This window comes from Mycobacterium paragordonae, assembly GCF_003614435.1.
GTDB lineage: Bacteria > Actinomycetota > Actinomycetes > Mycobacteriales > Mycobacteriaceae > Mycobacterium > Mycobacterium paragordonae.
In genome coordinates this window covers 6357221-6373748 of the sequence record NZ_CP025546.1, presented here as the reverse complement: position 1 = coordinate 6373748, position 16528 = coordinate 6357221, and the positions used below count along the sequence as shown (strand labels likewise).

At 67.2% G+C, this 16528-nt stretch carries 17 protein-coding genes; 9 read left to right on the top strand and 8 right to left on the bottom strand.

Annotated features, from left to right (window positions below; genetic code table 11):
• Window positions 1–33: 33 nt before the first annotated feature.
• Window positions 34–2463: a transglycosylase/D,D-transpeptidase PonA2 gene (ponA2, locus tag C0J29_RS28475; protein ID WP_120794270.1), complete on the bottom strand. Its 2430-nt coding sequence runs from the start codon at window positions 2461–2463 to the stop codon at window positions 34–36.
• A gap of 361 nt (window positions 2464–2824) precedes the next feature.
• Between ponA2 and C0J29_RS28470 the strand changes: the two genes are divergently transcribed.
• On the top strand, window positions 2825–3175 hold the full coding sequence (locus C0J29_RS28470; protein ID WP_065046071.1) for a WhiB family transcriptional regulator: 351 nt from the start codon (window positions 2825–2827) through the stop codon (window positions 3173–3175).
• Window positions 3176–3676: 501 nt separating this feature from the next.
• Here C0J29_RS28470 and bagB read toward each other — a convergent pair.
• A complete protein-coding gene (bagB, locus tag C0J29_RS28465) occupies window positions 3677–4807 on the bottom strand; it encodes an ATPase BagB (RefSeq protein ID WP_120794269.1) in 1131 nt (376 codons plus the stop codon).
• A gap of 2 nt (window positions 4808–4809) precedes the next feature.
• Window positions 4810–5835, bottom strand: coding sequence for an ATPase BagA (bagA, locus tag C0J29_RS28460; RefSeq protein ID WP_120794268.1), 1026 nt, complete (start codon window positions 5833–5835; stop codon window positions 4810–4812).
• Between the two features lie 42 nt (window positions 5836–5877).
• On the opposite strand from bagA, the gene sp36 reads away from it, so the two are divergent.
• Genes sp36 through C0J29_RS28445 form a run of 3 tightly spaced genes read left to right on the top strand, consistent with a single transcriptional unit; the run spans window position 5878 to window position 7282 of the window.
• Window positions 5878–6039 (top strand): Sp36 family protein, encoded by a 162-nt coding sequence (sp36, locus tag C0J29_RS28455; protein ID WP_120794267.1) that lies wholly within the window; start codon window positions 5878–5880, stop codon window positions 6037–6039.
• Window positions 6036–6491 carry a RidA family protein gene (locus tag C0J29_RS28450; RefSeq protein WP_065044294.1) on the top strand — a complete coding sequence of 152 codons (456 nt, stop codon included), beginning with the start codon at window positions 6036–6038 and terminating at the stop codon, window positions 6489–6491. Before sp36 ends, C0J29_RS28450 begins: the two co-directional genes overlap by 4 nt.
• A gap of 5 nt (window positions 6492–6496) precedes the next feature.
• Entirely contained in the window at window positions 6497–7282 is a 786-nt protein-coding gene (locus C0J29_RS28445) for an MBL fold metallo-hydrolase (RefSeq protein WP_065163574.1), read from the top strand.
• Window positions 7283–7402: 120 nt separating this feature from the next.
• Here C0J29_RS28445 and crp read toward each other — a convergent pair whose 3' ends face one another.
• Window positions 7403–8077 carry a cAMP-activated global transcriptional regulator CRP gene (gene crp / locus C0J29_RS28440; protein ID WP_036362963.1) on the bottom strand — a complete coding sequence of 225 codons (675 nt, stop codon included), beginning with the start codon at window positions 8075–8077 and terminating at the stop codon, window positions 7403–7405.
• Window positions 8078–8185: 108 nt separating this feature from the next.
• Window positions 8186–8593: a hypothetical protein gene (locus C0J29_RS28435; RefSeq protein ID WP_065044296.1), complete on the bottom strand. Its 408-nt coding sequence runs from the start codon at window positions 8591–8593 to the stop codon at window positions 8186–8188.
• A 152-nt stretch (window positions 8594–8745) separates the two neighbouring features.
• On the opposite strand from C0J29_RS28435, the gene nth reads away from it, so the two are divergent.
• The 4 genes from nth to marP are packed head-to-tail and all read left to right on the top strand — an operon-like array spanning window position 8746 to window position 12091.
• Window positions 8746–9426, top strand: a complete 681-nt coding sequence (nth, locus tag C0J29_RS28430; protein WP_120795019.1) for an endonuclease III — start codon at window positions 8746–8748, stop codon at window positions 9424–9426.
• Between the two features lie 11 nt (window positions 9427–9437).
• On the top strand, window positions 9438–10076 hold the full coding sequence (locus C0J29_RS28425; RefSeq protein WP_120794266.1) for a TlpA disulfide reductase family protein: 639 nt from the start codon (window positions 9438–9440) through the stop codon (window positions 10074–10076).
• A gap of 6 nt (window positions 10077–10082) precedes the next feature.
• Window positions 10083–10892, top strand: coding sequence for an NUDIX hydrolase (locus C0J29_RS28420; RefSeq protein WP_120794265.1), 810 nt, complete (start codon window positions 10083–10085; stop codon window positions 10890–10892).
• Window positions 10893–10897: 5 nt separating this feature from the next.
• A complete protein-coding gene (gene marP / locus C0J29_RS28415; RefSeq protein ID WP_120795018.1) occupies window positions 10898–12091 on the top strand; it encodes an acid resistance serine protease MarP in 1194 nt (397 codons plus the stop codon).
• On the opposite strand, the gene C0J29_RS28410 is transcribed toward marP, so the two are convergent.
• Both C0J29_RS28410 and C0J29_RS28405 read right to left on the bottom strand, forming a co-directional pair.
• Complete coding sequence (locus tag C0J29_RS28410; protein ID WP_120794264.1) at window positions 12084–13031, bottom strand: alpha/beta fold hydrolase; 948 nt, start codon at window positions 13029–13031, stop codon at window positions 12084–12086. The two genes, marP and C0J29_RS28410, sit on opposite strands and share 8 nt — an antisense overlap.
• Window positions 13032–13574 (bottom strand): phage holin family protein, encoded by a 543-nt coding sequence (locus C0J29_RS28405; RefSeq protein ID WP_065044300.1) that lies wholly within the window; start codon window positions 13572–13574, stop codon window positions 13032–13034.
• Window positions 13575–13826: 252 nt separating this feature from the next.
• Between C0J29_RS28405 and C0J29_RS28400 the strand changes: the two genes are divergently transcribed.
• Window positions 13827–14513: a S1 family peptidase gene (locus tag C0J29_RS28400; RefSeq protein ID WP_065044307.1), complete on the top strand. Its 687-nt coding sequence runs from the start codon at window positions 13827–13829 to the stop codon at window positions 14511–14513.
• Between the two features lies 1 nt (window position 14514).
• Here C0J29_RS28400 and acs read toward each other — a convergent pair whose 3' ends face one another.
• Window positions 14515–16467, bottom strand: coding sequence for an acetate--CoA ligase (gene acs, locus C0J29_RS28395; RefSeq protein ID WP_120794263.1), 1953 nt, complete (start codon window positions 16465–16467; stop codon window positions 14515–14517).
• Window positions 16468–16528 lie beyond the last annotated feature (61 nt).

The window sequence follows — 16528 nt, the reverse complement described above, 5'->3', positions numbered from 1 at the left end:
GACTCGACGCGCGGTTCTCGGCGTGATCAGCGGCTACGGCGGAGGGGGCGCCGGTGGCGGCGGCGCCAACAGCGGAATGGTGATCGGCGGCAGGCCAGGAATCTCGACAACCTGCGATCCGACGACCTCCGGCGGCAGCCCGCCCTCCGGCGGCGGCGGCGGTGGCGGCGGGATGCCGTTGCTGATCTGAATCGTCACGATCGAGCCGGGAATCGTCTGGCCGGTGGGCGAGGTTCCGACCACCTCGCCGTACTTCGCGCTGCTGTTGACCGAGTTGGGCTGGTCGGCGACCTGGAAGCCGGCGTCCCGCAGGCGCTGACGAGCCTGGTCGACGTCCAGGCCGGCCACGCTGGGCACCCGCCCGGCGGGTGAACCGTCCATGTAGCGGGGGTCGGTGGGCGGCAGATGCACTTCACCGAAGTTGTTGGCGATCGGCTGCAGCGCCGTGAACCAGGTGCGCGCGGGCTCGTTACCGCCATACAGGTCCCCGCTGCCGCAGTGCCGCAGCGGCGCCGAGCACAGGTCGGTGGGCGAGGGCGAGTCGTCGTAGATGTAGTTGGCTGCCGCATACCGGTTGGTGAAGCCGATGAAACCGGAGGATCGGTGAGCCTCGGTGGTGCCGGTCTTGCCGGACATCGGCAGCGTCCAGCCCGCAGCACCGGCGGATCCGGCCGCCGTGCCGCTGCCCACGGCGTCCTTGCTCATCGCGTTGGCGAGGGTGTTGGCCAGCCCTTCCGGAACCACCTGCTCGCAGGTCTCGGTGGTGACCGACACCTCGTTGCCGTTGCGGTCGATCAGCTTGTCGATCGGGTTCGGCGGGCACCACATGCCGCCGGAGGACAGCGTGGCCACGACGTTCGACAGTTCCAGCGCGTTGACCTCAATGGGTCCGAGGGTGAACGAGCCGATGTTCTGGCGCTTGACGAAGTCGGCCAGGCTCTCGTTGCTGTCGGGGTTGTAGTCGCGCGCGGTGCCGGGGTTGGCGTAGGACCGCAGGCCGAGCTTGATGGCCATGTCCACCGTCCGCGACACCCCGACCTGCGAGATCAGCTTGGCGAACGCGGTGTTGGGCGAGGTGGCTAGCGCGTCCGTCACGCTCATGCTGCCGCGGTAGTTACCGGCGTTGACCACGCACCAGGTGTCCTTCGGGCAACCCTTGGCGCCACCGCTGCCCAGGCCCTTGCCCTGGAACCGGGGCGGGACGTCGAGCTGGGCGTTGATGCCCATGCCCATGTCCAGCGCCGCGGCGGTGGTGAAGATCTTGAAGATGGACCCGGCGCCGTCGCCGACCAGGGAGAACGGCTGCGGCCGCATGGTCTCGCCGGCTTCGGTGTCCAGGCCGTACTTCCGGTTGCTGGCCATCGCCACCACTTTGTGCGACGTCTTGCCGGGCAGGATCACGCTCATCACGCTCGAGATGCCGCTGAGCGTCGGCGGGGCGAACCTGTCGATGGCCGTCTTCACCGGAATCTGCACGTCGGGATCCAGCGTGGTGCGGATCAGGTAGCCGCCGCGGGCCACCTGCTCCTTACTGATGCCGGCGCGCGACAGGTACTCCTGCACGTAGTCGCAGAAGAAGGCGCGGTCGCCGGCCGCGATGCAGCCGCGCGGCAGTTCGTTGGGCTGCGGCAGGATCCCGAGCGGCTGGGTCTTGGCCGCGCGCAGTGCCTCGGCCTCCGCGGGGATGTTCTCGATCATCGTGTCCAGCACCAGGTTGCGCCGGGCCAGCGCGCCTTCGGGGTTGGTGTAGGGGTTGAGTGCGCTGGTCGACTGCACCATCCCGGCCAGCAGAGCTGCCTGCTGCCAGTTCAGGTCGATGGCGTTCACACCGAAGTAGGTCTGTGCGGCGTCCTGGATGCCGAACGAGTTGTTGCCGAACGAGACCAGGTTCAGATAGCGGGTGAGGATCTCCGGCTTGGTGAAGGTCTTGTCCAGCGTGAGCGCCATCCGGATCTCACGCAGCTTGCGCGCCGGAGTGGTCTCGACGGCCGCGCGCTTCTCGGCGTCGGTCTGGGCCGTGACCAGCAGCTGATAGTTCTTGATGTACTGCTGCTCGATGGTCGAACCGCCGCGGGTTTCCACATCGCCGGACGCGTAGCCGGCCAGGCCGGTCAACGTGCCTTTCCAGTCCACCCCGTTGTGATCGGCGAACCGCTTGTCCTCGATCGACACGATCGCGAGCTTCATGGTGTTGGCGATCTTGTCCGACGGCACCTCGAAGCGGCGCTGCGAGTACAGCCACGCGATCGTGTTGCCTTTCGCGTCGACCATCGTCGACACCGCGGGCACCTGTCCCTCGAGGAGTTGGGCCGAGCCGTTGGCGACGACCTCGGAAGCCCGGTTGGACATCAGGCCGACGCCACCGGCGAGCGGGAACATCAGCGCGGTGGCCACCACACTGGCAAGCAGACAGAAGCCTGCGAGCTTCAGCAGCGTGAGGGCTACCGGGGGACGCTCGGACATGCGTACTACAGTAGCGACCCCTCGTCACGCCCCCGCGCCGTGCGGCTGGGAAAAAAATTCTTTAGCAGCTGTTGAACAGGTCCGCTACCCCTGGGAACTGTGAATCTGCTGCGACAGTACTGGTCAGAGGCCCAAAACGACAGAGGCGGCGCCTGTTTTGCCCGGCCGGTCGACGGAAGACGGCACGAACGTCCCAGAAAAAGCGTTATCGGACTGTTGCGCAATTGCGGTGTCAACCCCTAACTTAGATACGCAGTGAGATTCAGGTAACACCGATGTGCACGTTGTGGCTGGAATCGCATCTCGGCTGGTACCCGAAGAGGGCGGTCGCAGGCGGCGGCCGGAAGGAAGGGATCAGCTCGTGTCAGGAACACGCCCGGGCGCACGAAGGACCAACCTCACGTCCACAGGTAACCTGCTCCGCAGCGTCGAGGCTGAAGAGCGGATCACCTGGGTGTCGCAGGCGTTGTGCCGGGCCACGGACCCCGACGAGCTGTTCGTCCGCGGAGCAGCCCAGCGCAAAGCGGCAGTCATCTGCCGGCACTGCCCTGTAATGCAGGAATGCGGCGCCGACGCATTGGACAACAAGGTCGAGTTCGGCGTCTGGGGCGGTATGACCGAGCGCCAGCGCCGCGCGCTGCTGAAGCAACACCCCGAGGTCGTGTCCTGGGGTGACTACTTCGACAAGCGCAAGCGCCGCAACATCATCTGACGCGCCGCAGATCCATCTGAGACCCACTGACCCCTGCGTGGCGCGGGGGGCGTACGTCATTACTTTTCTGTTACAGCTTAGCTGGACATCACTTTCGCTTTCGCGCGTTTACGCTGGTCAGCGGGTATTTTTGCGCCCCGGCCCGGGTGCCGTCGGCTGACCCCCGTTGAATCGACGTCAAATAACGGCCGGTTTGGGTGGCATCGCCGCTGGTCGTCGCGCCTTTACAGAGATGCCCACCGGCGTAACCCGGCGGCCACCGACACCCACCCGCTCGCAGCATCCGGAGTGGTCCGGAGCGGCGGTGGGACGGTTGCGCGGAGACGCCTTCTATCATTACTTTTCTATTACAGCTTAGTGCAACAAAGTATCTATAGCGCCGTATCGACGCAGGTCAGAGGGGTTTTTGGGACTGCAGGTACAGATGTTGTTCGAGGTCGCCGTTGAATGGGCGTCAAATAACCGGTTGGCGCGACGGTATCGCCGCAGGTCAACGACCGATCACGCCGACGTGATCTGATCAGCCAGGGCGCGCAGCGCTTCGAGGTCGGAGACGTCGAACGGCAGCGAAGGCACTCCGATCACCGGCACGTGCGGGTGAGCCCCGGTGAACCGGGACAGCAGCCGGATCTCTCGCTTGGCCGTCTGACCGCGATCGGCATGGATGTGCAGCACGGCCGCCGCCAGTGACGTGGCTTCTGAACTTTCGGCCTCGAGCTTCTCGGTGGCGTCGATAGCCCGCTCGACCGGCAGCGAGCACAGCAGCGGGTGGGTGCGGTTCAAGACCAGCCCGGCCAGCGGCATCCCTTCCTGGGACAGCCGGTCGACGAAGAAGGCCGCCTCGCGCAACGCGTCGGGTTCCGCGGCCGAGACGACCACGAACTGGGTGCCGCGCCGCTTCAGCAGCGCGTAGGTGCGGTCGGCCTTCTCCCGGAAACCGCCGAACGTCGCGTCCAGCGATTGAACGAACGCCGCGGCATCACCCAGCATCTGCGAGCCCAGGATCGTCGACATCGCCTTCATGGCCAGGCCCATCGCGCCGGTCACCAGCCTTCCGATGCCGCGGCCGGGGGCCAGCAGCAACCGCCACAGCCGGCTGTCCATGAAGCTGCCCAGGCGTTTGGGTGCGTCCAGGAAGTCCAGTGCGTTGCGGGACGGCGGGGTGTCGACAACGACCAGGTCCCATCGGTCCTGTGCCAGCAGCTGGCCCAGCTTCTCCATGGCCATGTATTCCTGCGTGCCGGCCAAGGAAGTCGCGACCGTCTGATAGAACTGGTTGTCCAAAATCGATTGTGCCCGATCGGATCCCGAGTACTGGACCACCATCTCGTCGAACGTGCGGCGCATGTCGAGCATCATCGCGTGCAGCTCGCCGGGCACCTCCGGCGCCAGTGGGACGCGTTGCGGCGTGTTGCCAAGGTCGTTGACTCCCAATGCTTGTGCGAGTCGCTTGGCCGGATCGATCGTCAAAACCACTACGGTGCGCCCATATTCGGCCGCGCGCAGTGCGATCGCCGCGGCGGTAGTGGTCTTGCCGACACCGCCCGCTCCGCAGCACACCACCACGCGGTTGCTCGTGTCGGCCAGAATCGACGCCATGTCAAGGGTTTCCGGCTTGTGTGGCTGTGTCATGTTCACCGAACTCCCTGTTGCGCAAGTACTTCCGAAAGTTCGTAGAGGCTGCCCAGGTCGACCCCGTCGGAGATCGTCGGCAGTTCGAGTCTCGGCACCTGCAGCGACTCGAGCTGCTGCGCGGTCTCCGAGCGGGCGCTGATCCGGGTGGCGTGCTCGATGGTCTCGGTCAGCAGCCCCGCGAAATCGGTGTCTTCGAGCTCGATCCCGGCCGTCGCCAACCCCGCACGCACGGCGTCCGCGTCGACCACGCCCTCGGCGGCCTTCGCCAGGTCGTCGTTGTCCAGATAGGCCGGGATATTGCGGTTCACGATGACGCTGCCGATCGGCAGTTCCATTTCCGCGAGCTCCTCGATGGCCTCCAGGGTCTCCTGCACCGGCAGCGCTTCCAGCAGCGTCACCAGGTGAATGGCCGTCTGGTCGGAGTGCAGCAGCTTGACCACGCCTTCGGCCTGCGAATGCACCGGTCCGCCCTTGGCCAGATCCGACACCGCCTTGGTGACGTCGAGGAAGCGGGCGATGCGGCCGGTCGGCGGAGCGTCGACGACGATCGCGTCGTAGACGGGCGTCTTGGCGCCCTTGTTCATGCGGATCACCGTCTCCTTGATCTTGCCGGTGAGCAGCACGTCGCGCAGGCCGGGCGCGATGGTGGTGGCGAATTCGATCGCGCCGATTCGGCGCATCGCCCGGCCGGCGATGCCCAGGTTGTAGAACATGTCGAGGTATTCCAGGAAGGCGGCCTCGATGTCGATGGCCAGCGCATTGACCTGGCCGCCGCGTTCTGCGGTCGCGATCTTGAGCTCCTGGTAGGGCAGCGGCGGGACGTCGAACAATTGCGCAATCCCTTGGCGCCCTTCGACTTCCACCAGCAGAACCTTGCGTCCGCCGGCCGCCAGGGTCAGCGCCAGGGCCGCCGCGATGGTCGACTTGCCGGTACCGCCCTTGCCGGTCACGAAATGGAGACGGGCCTTCGACAACCGCGAGGGCCACCCGACGGAGCTACCGCCGCTCGATGTGTTTGCCACCATCGCATGCTAGCCGCTGCTGTTTTGCCCGATAAGCTCGCGACCATGACCCAACCCACCACATGGGAGTACGCGACGATTCCGCTGCTCACCCACGCCACCAAGCAGATCCTCGACCAGTGGGGCGCCGACGGCTGGGAGCTGGTGGCGGTGTTGCCCGGTCCCACCGGAGAGCAGCACGTCGCGTACCTCAAGCGGCCCAAGTGAGCGCGAAGGAGCGGCTCGCGGAACAAGGCATCACGCTTCCGCAGGTGGTCGCTCCGGTGGCGGCCTACGTTCCGGCGGTGCGCACCGGCAACCTGGTCTACACCGCGGGTCAGCTGCCGTTCGTCGACGGCAAGCTACCAGTTACCGGCAAGGTCGGTGCCGACGTCGCTCCTGACGCGGGCAAGGCGCTGGCACGGGTGTGCGCCCTCAACGCCCTGGCTGCCATCGATTCACTGGTGGACCTGAACTCGGTGACCCGGGTGGTCAAGGTGGTGGGGTTCGTCGCCTCCGCGCCGGGCTTCCATGGTCAGCCGGGGGTCATCAACGGGGCCTCGGAACTGCTGGCTGAGGTGTTCGGCGACAACGGAAAGCACGCGCGCTCGGCGGTCGGGGTGGCAGAGCTGCCGCTGGGTGCCCCGGTCGAGGTCGAACTGATCGTGGAGGTCGGGTAACGGCCGTGGCTGGGACAGCGCTCGCCCATCCCGCCTACGCCCAACTGCGGGCGGTCACCGACACTGCCTCGGTGTTGCTGTGCGACAACCCCGGTCTCATGACGCTGGAGGGCACCAATACCTGGGTGCTACGGGGTCCCCGCAGTGACGAGTTGGTGGTCGTGGATCCGGGACCCGACGACGATGAGCACCTCGCGCGGGTCGCCGAGCTGGGCCGTATCGTCCTGGTGCTGATCAGTCACCGGCACGGGGACCACACCGACGGCATCGACAAGCTGGTCGACCGGACCGGGGCGACGGTGCGCTCGGCGGGCAGCGGGTTCCTGCGCGGGCTCGGCGGTGAGCTGGTCGACGGCGAAGTGATCGACGCCGCCGGCCTGAAGATCACCGTGATGTCCACGCCCGGCCACACCGCCGACTCGTTGTCGTTCGTGCTCGAGGACGCGGTGCTGACCGCCGACACCGTGCTGGGGCGCGGCACGACCGTGATGGACAAGGAAGACGGCAACCTGACCGCCTACCTGGAATCGCTGCGGCGGCTGCGCGGGCTGGGACAGCGCGTGGTGCTGCCCGGACATGGACCGGAACTGCCTGATCTGGACGCGGTCGCGCGCGGATATCTGGCGCACCGCAGCGAGCGGCTGGAGCAGGTGCGGTCGGCGCTGCGCGAGCTGGGTGAGGACGCCAGCGCCCGTCAGGTCGTCGAGCACGTCTACACCGACGTCGACGAGAAGCTTTGGGACGCGGCGGAATGGTCGGTGCAGGTGCAGCTGGACTACCTGCGGGCGTAGCAGCGCGCGCGCTTACCTCGCTCGGGGTGGGATGCTCGCTCGGTCGCGCCCGCGCAGCGCGCGGGCTTACCTCGCTCGGGGTGGGATGCTCGCTCGGTCGCGCCCGCGCTGCGCGCGCGCTTACCTCGCTCGGCGCGCGAGCCGCTCGGAGTCCGAGATCAGTACGCTCTTACCCTCCAGCCGAATCCAGCCGCGGTGTGCGAAGTCGGCCAGCGCCTTGTTGACCGTCTCCCGGGAGGCGCCTACCAGCTGGGCGATCTCCTCCTGGGTCAGGTCGTGGGTGACCCGCATGGCGCCACCCTCCTGGGTACCGAAGCGCTGAGCGAGCTGCAGCAGCTGCTTGGCCACCCGGCCGGGCACGTCGGTGAAGATCAGGTCGGCAAGGTTGTTGTTGGTGCGCCGCAGGCGGCGGGCCAGCACGCGCAAGAGCTGCTCGGCGATCTCCGGGCGGTCGGCGATCCACGCCCGCAGCGCGTCGCGGTCCATCGAGACCGCGCGCACCTCGGTGATCGTCGTCGCGCTGGACGTCCGCGGTCCCGGGTCAAAGATCGACAGCTCGCCGAACATGTCCGACGGGCCCATGATCGTGAGCAGGTTCTCCCGCCCATCCGGTGAACGGCGACCGATCTTCACCTTGCCCGCGACGATGATGTAGAGCCGGTCACCCGGTTCACCCTCAGCGAATACGGTGTGTCCACGGGGGAAGTCGACGGGCTGCAACTGCTTGGTCAGTGCCGCGACTGCGCTGGGCTCAACACCTTGGAAGATTCCGGCCCTTGCCAGGATCTCGTCCACGTTGCCTCTTCTTGCCTCTTCAGTTTCTAACGAAGTAGATACGGGCTGGCCAACCTGTGACGGCCGACACGAGTCTAAAGGTAGGCCAAACGGTGCGGCCTGCCAACGCTACACACGATTAACGTGTCGAGTCACCGTAAATTGCGTACTGCTGCGATACCGCCCTTCCCAACCAGCCCCGATGCGGGTGGGCAGGCCCGATTCGATACGTCCGACCATATCGGCAGCAAAGAAAGTCTCGACGTGATGCCGGCCGTTGAGCGCCCGGGGCTGTGGCGCGGCTTCAAGTCCGAGGGCCTGACGGCGGTGCAGCAACTCCAGCGCTTCCGGCATCCCCTCGCGGGCCAGCGTGCGCACGTCAACGGCCTCGGCGTGGTTGAGGAAATCGGCGACGTCGGAGGCGGTCACGGTGTCATCGGCGAGCGACTTTTCCAGCCGCCCGAGACCCAGCGTCGCCAGCATCAGCAACGCGGGTATGCAGGCCACCAGCAACCACAACACAAAACGAGTAAACATGGCCAAGGTCTCAGCGAGATCACGAAATCAGTACTCTGTCGTAGGTGTCAGCGGCTAAGTCGTCCCCGGTCAAGGAAAAGGGGGTGCAGAAAGCGGTCGCCAAGCGCTTCGCCAATGAGACCCGCACCGGATTGGTGCGACGGGCGCGCCGAATGAATCGGACGCTGGCGCAGGCATTTCCGCACGTCTACTGCGAGTTGGACTTCACCACGCCGCTCGAACTCGCCGTCGCGACCATCCTTTCCGCCCAGAGCACCGACAAGCGCGTGAATCTGACGACGCCGCCGCTGTTCGTGAAGTACCGGACGGCACTGGATTATGCGCAGGCCGATCGCGACGAGCTGGAGGCCCTGATCCGCCCGACCGGCTTCTTCCGCAACAAGGCCAACTCGCTGATCGGGCTGGGTCAGGCACTCGTCGAGCGCTTCGACGGTGAGGTGCCGAACACCATGGAAGAGCTGGTGACGCTGCCCGGCGTCGGCCGCAAGACCGCCAACGTCATCCTCGGCAACGCCTTCGACATCCCCGGTATCACCGTCGACACCCATTTTGGCCGGCTGGTGCGCCGGTGGCGGTGGACCGCCGAAGAAGACCCCGTCAAGGTGGAGCACGCCGTCGGCGAGCTGATCGAACGCAAAGAATGGACCCTGCTCAGCCACCGGGTGATCTTCCACGGCCGCCGGGTCTGCCACTCCCGCAAACCGGCCTGCGGGGTGTGCGTGCTGGCCAAGGACTGTCCGTCCTACGGACTGGGGCCGACTGACCCGTTGCTGGCCGCTCCACTTGTCCAGGGCCCGGAGACCGACCACCTGTTGGCCCTGGCCGGGTTGTAATAGCTCCCGGCATGAAGGGGCTCTCCAGTGCTGCCCGCTGGACCATCGCGGTCGTGGCGGTGGTGGCCGCGCTGGTGGTGGCACTGGTCGCGCAACTGCGCGACGACGGGTCCTCGCCGACTACTTCCCCGGGGCCCGTCGGGCGCGGACATCGGGATGCCGACACGGTCGAAGCGCTGGCCGGTCCGCGGCAACGGGCGGACCTGGCGCCTTGTCCGGCGCCGTCGGCGGGGTCGGGCGTCCCCGTCCTGCAGGGTGTGGTGGTCGAGTGCGCCGCCGACGGTGCCGCGGTCGATGTGGCGAAAGCACTGGCCGGACGGCGGGTCGTCCTGAACCTGTGGGCGTACTGGTGTGGGCCTTGCGCTGCCGAACTGCCGGCGATGGCCGAGTATCAACGTCGGGCGGGTTCCGGCGTGATGGTGGTGACGGTGCATCAGGATGAGAACGAGACGGCTGCCCTGCTGCGGTTGGCCGAACTGGGCGTTCATCTGCCGACGCTGCAGGACGGCCGCCGGCAGGTGGCGGCCGCGCTGCGGGTGGCAAACGTGATGCCCGCGACGGTGGTGCTGCGGCCGGACGGTAGCGTTGCGCAGACCCTGCCGCGGGCATTCGGCAGCGCCGACGAGATTGCGGCCGCGGTCGGGGAGTGAGGCGGGGTGAGCGAATCAGATGAGGTGCCGGTGACAGTTGCGGGTACCGCGCGCGAGCGGGGGACGGTCGCGCTCACCCCTGATGCCGGCCCGGCCTGGTTGCGGCCGCTGATCGCCAACGTCGACCAGATTCCCGATGCATACCGGCGCCGGCTGCCGGCCGACGTGCTGGCGATGGTGACGGCGGCCAAGTCGCTCGGCCGGGGCGGGCGGGACGCCGCCGTCCTGGTGCTGTTCTCCGGACCGGAGTCGGCCGACGGAAGCGTCCCCGACGACGCCGACCTGCTGTTGACCGTGCGCGCCTCCACCCTGCGTCACCACGCCGGCCAGGCCGCGTTCCCGGGCGGCGCATCCGACCCCGGCGACGACGGACCGGTCGCCACGGCCTTGCGGGAAGCCCGCGAAGAGACCGGCATCGACGTCGGCAGACTGCACCCGCTGGTCACCATGGAACGCACCTTCATCGCTCCGTCGCGCTTCCACGTCGTCCCGGTACTGGCCTACTCGCCCGACCCCGGCCCGGTGACGGTCGTCAACGACGCCGAAACGGCGATCGTGGCTAGGGTTCCGGTGCGGGCCTTCATCAACCCGGAAAATCGGCTGATGGTCTATCGGGGCACCTTGGGACGCCGCTGGGCGGGACCGGCGTTTCTACTGAACCAGATGCTGGTGTGGGGCTTCACTGGCCAGGTGATCTCTGCGGTCCTCGACGTTGCGGGCTGGGCGCAGCCCTGGGATACCGGCGACATCCGCGAGTTGGACGACGCGATGGTGCTGGTCGGCGACTCGGACGGGTTGAGGGGTGGGTCGCGATGAATTCGATGACGCCCTCGCAATGGCTGGACATCGCCGTCCTGGCGGTCGCGTTCATCGCCGCGATCTCGGGCTGGCGTTCCGGCGCCCTGGGCTCGGTGCTCTCGTTCGCCGGGGTGGTGCTGGGCGCGGTGGCCGGCGTGTTGCTGGCGCCACACATCGTCAGCCACATCACGGCTCCGCGGGCCAAGTTGTTTGCTGCGCTGTTCCTGATCCTGGCGCTGGTGGTGGTCGGCGAGGTGGCCGGCGTGGTGTTGGGGCGGGCGGTGCGCGGCGCCATCCGCAACCGGCCGGTCCGCACCATCGACTCGGTCATCGGCGTCGGTGTGCAGCTGATGGTGGTACTGACCGCGGCCTGGTTGTTGGCGACGCCGTTGACCCAATCGAAGGACCAGCCGGAACTGGCCGCCGCGGTCCGGGGTTCCCGCGTGCTTGCCGAGGTCAACGAGGTCGCTCCGACCTGGCTGAAGACGGTGCCGAAACGGCTTTCGGCGCTGCTGAACACCTCCGGCCTGCCCGCTGTGCTGGAGCCCTTCAGCCGTACCCCGGTGATTCCGGTCGCCTCGCCGGATCCTGCGCTGGCCAACAATCCGGTGGTGGCGGCCGCCGCACCGAGCGTGGTCAAGGTACGCAGCCTGGCGCCGAGCTGTCAGAAGGTCCTCGAAGGCACCGGCTTCGTGATCTCACCCGAGCGGGTGATGACGAACGCGCACGTGGTCGCCGGCTCCAGCAGCGTCTCCTTGCAGGCCAACGGCAAGAATTACGACGCCACCGTGGTGTCCTACGACCCGCAGGTGGACATCGCGATCCTGGCTGTGCCGGGATTGCCGTCGGCGCCGCTGGTGTTCGACGACTCCCCCGCCAAGACCGGCACCGACGTGGTGGTGCTCGGCTATCCGGGCGGCGGCAATTTCACCGCCACGCCGGCGCGGATCCGGGAGGTCATCAAGCTCAGTGGGCCGGATATCTACCGCAGCCCGCAGCAGGTCACCCGCGACGTCTACACCATCCGGGCCAACGTGGAACAGGGAGATTCCGGCGGGCCGCTGATCGACCTCGACGGCCGCGTGCTCGGCGTGGTGTTCGGCGCGGCCGTCGATGACGCGGACACCGGCTTCGTGCTGACGGCCGAGGAGGTGGCCGGTCAGCTCTCCAAGATCGGCGCCACCGCGCCGGTGAGCACCGGATCCTGCGTCAGCTGACCACCTTCTGCAAGAAGCGGGTCAGGTGCCGGTTGATCTCCGCGGGCATCTCTTCGTGGCTGAAGTGCCCTGCCCCGGCGATGGAGACGTAGCGGCCGTGCGGGGCGTAGCGCTGGGTGCGTTCGACCGGGGCGGCCAGTACGTAGGGATCGGCGTCGCCGCGGATGTGCAGCATGGGCACCCCCAGTTGCGCGGTGGTGGACTTGATGAACCGGTGGCCTTCACCGCGTAGCTGGCTGCGCACCGCCCAACGCTGGTACTCCAGCGCGCAGTGCGCGGCGCCGGGGATCTGGATGGCCTGGCGCAGATACCGGATCGTCTGCGAATAATCCTCGGAGGCAACCCATTTGGGGCCGCTGCGGCTGCGGACGAGGCGTTCGATCTCGGCGCCGTTGTGTCTGGTCAGGAGTCGCTCCGGCAACAACGGCGCCTGATACCGCAACAGCGTCGGCAGCAGGGCGCGCCCCTGATCCCGGCGGGTGAGCGTGGATCGCCGCAACGCCGCCGGATGCGGCGAACTGATGACGGCGATGCCGCGCACCAGTCGCGAATGCAGCAGTGCGGTGGCCCAGCAGGCCAGCCCGCCGTCCGCGTGCCCGATCAATGTCGCCGACGAATGTCCAAGTGCGCGAATCAATCCGGCGGTATCGCCGGCCAGTGTCCAACCGTCGTAACCACGGGGCGGTTTGTCGCTACCGCCGTAGCCGCGCAGGTCGACGGCGACCACCCGCGCGCCGGTCAGCGCACGCAACTGGTGGCGCCACGACCACCAGAACGATCCGAACCCGTGCAGCAGCATGACCAGCGGCCGACCGGTGGCTGCGCCGTTGGGGGTGTCGGCGTTCGCTTCGACGACGTGGAACCGGATGCCGTTGGCGTGCACATCCAGATGGCGCCAAGGCCCGTCGATGCGGACGATCGACGGATCTGGAGCCGGCATTTACCAGCCCGAGGGATCGGCGGGAGCGTTGTTCTCCGGCTTCTCGTGTTTGCCGTGGTGTTCGGTCAGTTGTTTAGGGCCGGCCGGCGTCTTGTCGTGGCCTGGGGCGAACGCGGTGCGCGCCTCCTTGACGGATTCGATGGTCTTCTGCGGTCCGCGGATCCGGCGGACCTTGAGGAAGCCGAACAGCGCCAGCGCGACGGTGACGACGACCATGATGGCGAAGACGATGAGGAATGCGGCCCAGCGCCACAGCCAGTTGTCCAGCAGCTCGGCGAGGAAAAAGAAGAAGAAGAACGTCGAGTAGAACAGCACCACCAGCGCGGAGATGAAGAAGACACTGCCCGTCAGGCCCTTCTTGACGTCGCGGGTGATTTCCGCGCGGGCCAACTCGACCTCGGCGCGCACGAGGGTCGACATCTGGGCCGTGACGTCTTTGATCAGGTCGCCGACCGACGGCTCCCCGGCTCTGGCGTGCGGGTCGGTCAACGGGATCGTGGTCAGCGTGCTCGGCACGCCGTTCTTGCGATCGGGTTTGCTCACAGACGGTCCTCTCCGTTTCGCGCTGGTCGGTGTCCCTGTGGGCTGCGCAGCGCGCGTCGTCGCGGTTTATGTTGCCATGCGGCCCGATACCGGACGAGGCCAGTCGAGGCCAGCCGGGGGCCGTCGCAGTGCGGCGGACTGGACGTGTTGATCCTCTACACTGGCCCACTGGTCTGAGATCTCTCACTCCAATCTTTGACAACCGAACGGGGTATCACTTTGCAGAAGGCGCGATGCGGCTTGAAATCCGCCTTGGGGTCGGGTTCCGCCGCGGCCGTCCTGGCCGTTCTCCTGGGCCTTCTGTTCCTGCCGGCTAACACCGCTTCCGCGGACGACAAGATCGCGCTGGGCGGCGGATCGGGCATCGTCGTCAACACCGGCACGCTGTGCACGCTGACCACGATCGGCCACGACAAGTTCGGCGACCTCATCGGATTCACCTCCGCGCACTGTGGTGGCCCCGGTGCGCCCGTCGCCGCCGAGGGCGCCGAGAACCATGGGCAGGTCGGCACGATGGTGGCCGGTAACGACGGGCTGGACTACGCCGTGATCAAATTCGATCCGGCCAAGGTGACCCCGGTGAACAACGTCAACGGCTTCGCCATCAACGGCATCGGCCCCGATCCGGTTTTCGGTCAGGTCGCCTGCAAGCAGGGCCGCACCACCGGCAACTCGTGCGGAGTCACCTGGGGTCCGGGCCAGGACCCGGGCAGCATCCTGATGCAGGTCTGCGGCGGCCCGGGCGACTCCGGGGCTCCGGTGACGGTGGACAACATGCTGGTCGGGATGATCCACGGCGCCTTCAGCGACAGCCTGCCCAGTTGCGTCACCAAATACATCCCGTTGCACACACCGGCGGTGGTGATGTCGATCAACACCGACCTGGACGACATCGTCGCCAAGAACCGCCCGGGCTCCGGGTTCGTCCCGATCGGCTGAGTTACTTCGCTTCGCGTATCGCGTCGAACACGTTGGGGTCCAACAGTGTTGACGTGTCACCGAGGTCGCGGTTCTCGGCGACATCGCGCAGCAACCGGCGCATGATCTTGCCGCTGCGGGTCTTCGGCAACTCCGGCACGATGTGCACTTCGCGCGGCTTGGCGATGGGCGAGATCTCGTGGGCCACCTCGGCGCGCAACTCCTCGACGGTGCCCTCGCTCACCTCGTAGTTGGAGCGCAGCACGACGAACGCGCAGATGGCCTGGCCGGTGGTGTCGTCGGTTACCCCCACCACCGCGGCCTCTGCCACGCCGCGGTGCCCGACGAGTGCCGACTCCACCTCCGCGGTGGAGATGCGGTGCCCGGAAATGTTCATCACGTCGTCGATGCGGCCCAGCACCCAGATCGCGCCGTCCGGATCGAACCGGGCACCGTCGCCGGCGAAGTAATAACCCTTGTCGGCGAACTTGGACCAATAGGTCTTGCGGTAGCGCTCCGGGTCGCCCCAGATGCCGCGCAGCATCGACGGCCACGGCTGGTCGAGCACCAGGTAACCGGTGACGTGGGTTTCCCCCTCCGCGTCCGGCGGCAACGGGTCGCCATGGTCGTCGACGATCTTTGCGGAGATGCCGGGCAGCGGGGTCATGGCCGAACCCGGTTTGACCTCGCTGACACCGGGCAAAGGGGAGATCATCGCCGAGCCGGTTTCGGTCTGCCACCAGGTGTCCACCACCGGCACCCTGCCGCCGCCGATCACGTCGCGGTACCACCGCCACGCTTCGGGGTTGATGATCTCGCCGACCGAACCGAGCAGTCGGATACTGGACAGGTCGTGGGCGTCGGGGATGTCGCGGCCCCACTTCATGAAGGTTCTGATCAGCGTTGGCGCGGTGTAATAGATTGTCACGCCGTACTTTTCGATGATCTCGAAGTGCCGGTGCTCGCTGGGGGTGTTGGGCGTGCCCTCGTACAGCACTTCGGTGATGCCGTTGGACAGCGGACCGTAGACCCCGTAGGTGTGCCCGGTGACCCAGCCGATGTCGGCGGTGCACCAGAACACGTCGCTGTCCGGCTTGACGTCGAAAATGGCGTGCATCGTGTACGCGCACTGGGTCAGGTAACCGCCGCTGGTGTGCACGATGCCCTTGGGCTTGCCGGTGGTGCCCGAGGTGTACAGCAGATACAGCGGCTGCTCGGCGTCGAACGCCTCGGCGGTGTGCTCGGGCGAAGCGTTGTCCACAACGTCGTGCCACCAAAGGTCGCGGTTGTCGTCCCAGGCGACGTCGATTCCGGTGCGGCGCACCACCAGAACATGTTCGACGGGACTGTCGTCGACCGAGACGGCTTCGTCGGCGGCCTCCTTCAACGGTGCCGGCTTGCCCCGGCGGAACTGCCCGTCGGCGGTGATGAGCAACTTGGCCTGTGCGTCGGCGATCCGCGTCCGCAGGGCGTGCGCGGTGAAGCCGCCGAACACGACGCTGTGCATGATGCCCAACCGCGCGCAGGCCAGCATCGCGATCACCGCCTCGGGGATCAGCGGCAGGTAGATGGCGACGCGGTCACCGGCGACCAGGCCCAGTTCGGTGAGCGCGTTGGCCGCTTTGCACACTTCCTGCTGCAGTTGCGCGTAGGTCAGGGTGCGACGGTGGTCCTGCGGTTCGCCTTCCCAGTGGATGGCGACCCGGTCACCGTTGCCGGCCTCCACGTGCCGGTCCACGCAGTTGTAGGCGACGTTGAGCTTGCCGCCGACGAACCACCTGGCGAACGGCGCGTCCGACCAGTCCAGCACCTCGCTGTACGGCGTCGCCCAGGACAGCCGGTCGGCCTGCGCGGCCCAGAACGCCAGCCTGTCTTCTTCGGCCTGTTCGTACAGCTCCGGCCGGGCGTTGGCCTGTTCGGCGAACTGCGTCGGAGGTGGGTAAGCCGTGGGGTGTCCCTCTTCGGTCGCGGTCACGGGTGTGAGCGTAACTCCGCGACGCGGCGGAAACCTGTGGGCTTCGATTCGTCACCGGGCG

Bases quoted from the DNA above. Each gene is read 5' to 3' on its own strand.
- bagA (WP_120794268.1), bottom strand. From the start codon at position 5,835: ATGGTGGCAAACACATCGAGCGGCGGTAGCTCCGTCGGGTGGCCCTCG.
- C0J29_RS28425 (WP_120794266.1), top strand. From the start codon at position 9,438: ATGAAGGGGCTCTCCAGTGCTGCCCGCTGGACCATCGCGGTCGTGGCG.
- ponA2 (WP_120794270.1), bottom strand. From the start codon at position 2,463: ATGTCCGAGCGTCCCCCGGTAGCCCTCACGCTGCTGAAGCTCGCAGGC.
- marP (WP_120795018.1), top strand. From the start codon at position 10,898: ATGACGCCCTCGCAATGGCTGGACATCGCCGTCCTGGCGGTCGCGTTC.
- sp36 (WP_120794267.1), top strand. From the start codon at position 5,878: ATGACCCAACCCACCACATGGGAGTACGCGACGATTCCGCTGCTCACC.
- nth (WP_120795019.1), top strand. From the start codon at position 8,746: ATGAATCGGACGCTGGCGCAGGCATTTCCGCACGTCTACTGCGAGTTG.
- C0J29_RS28435 (WP_065044296.1), bottom strand. From the start codon at position 8,593: ATGTTTACTCGTTTTGTGTTGTGGTTGCTGGTGGCCTGCATACCCGCG.
- C0J29_RS28410 (WP_120794264.1), bottom strand. From the start codon at position 13,031: ATGCCGGCTCCAGATCCGTCGATCGTCCGCATCGACGGGCCTTGGCGC.
- bagB (WP_120794269.1), bottom strand. From the start codon at position 4,807: ATGACACAGCCACACAAGCCGGAAACCCTTGACATGGCGTCGATTCTG.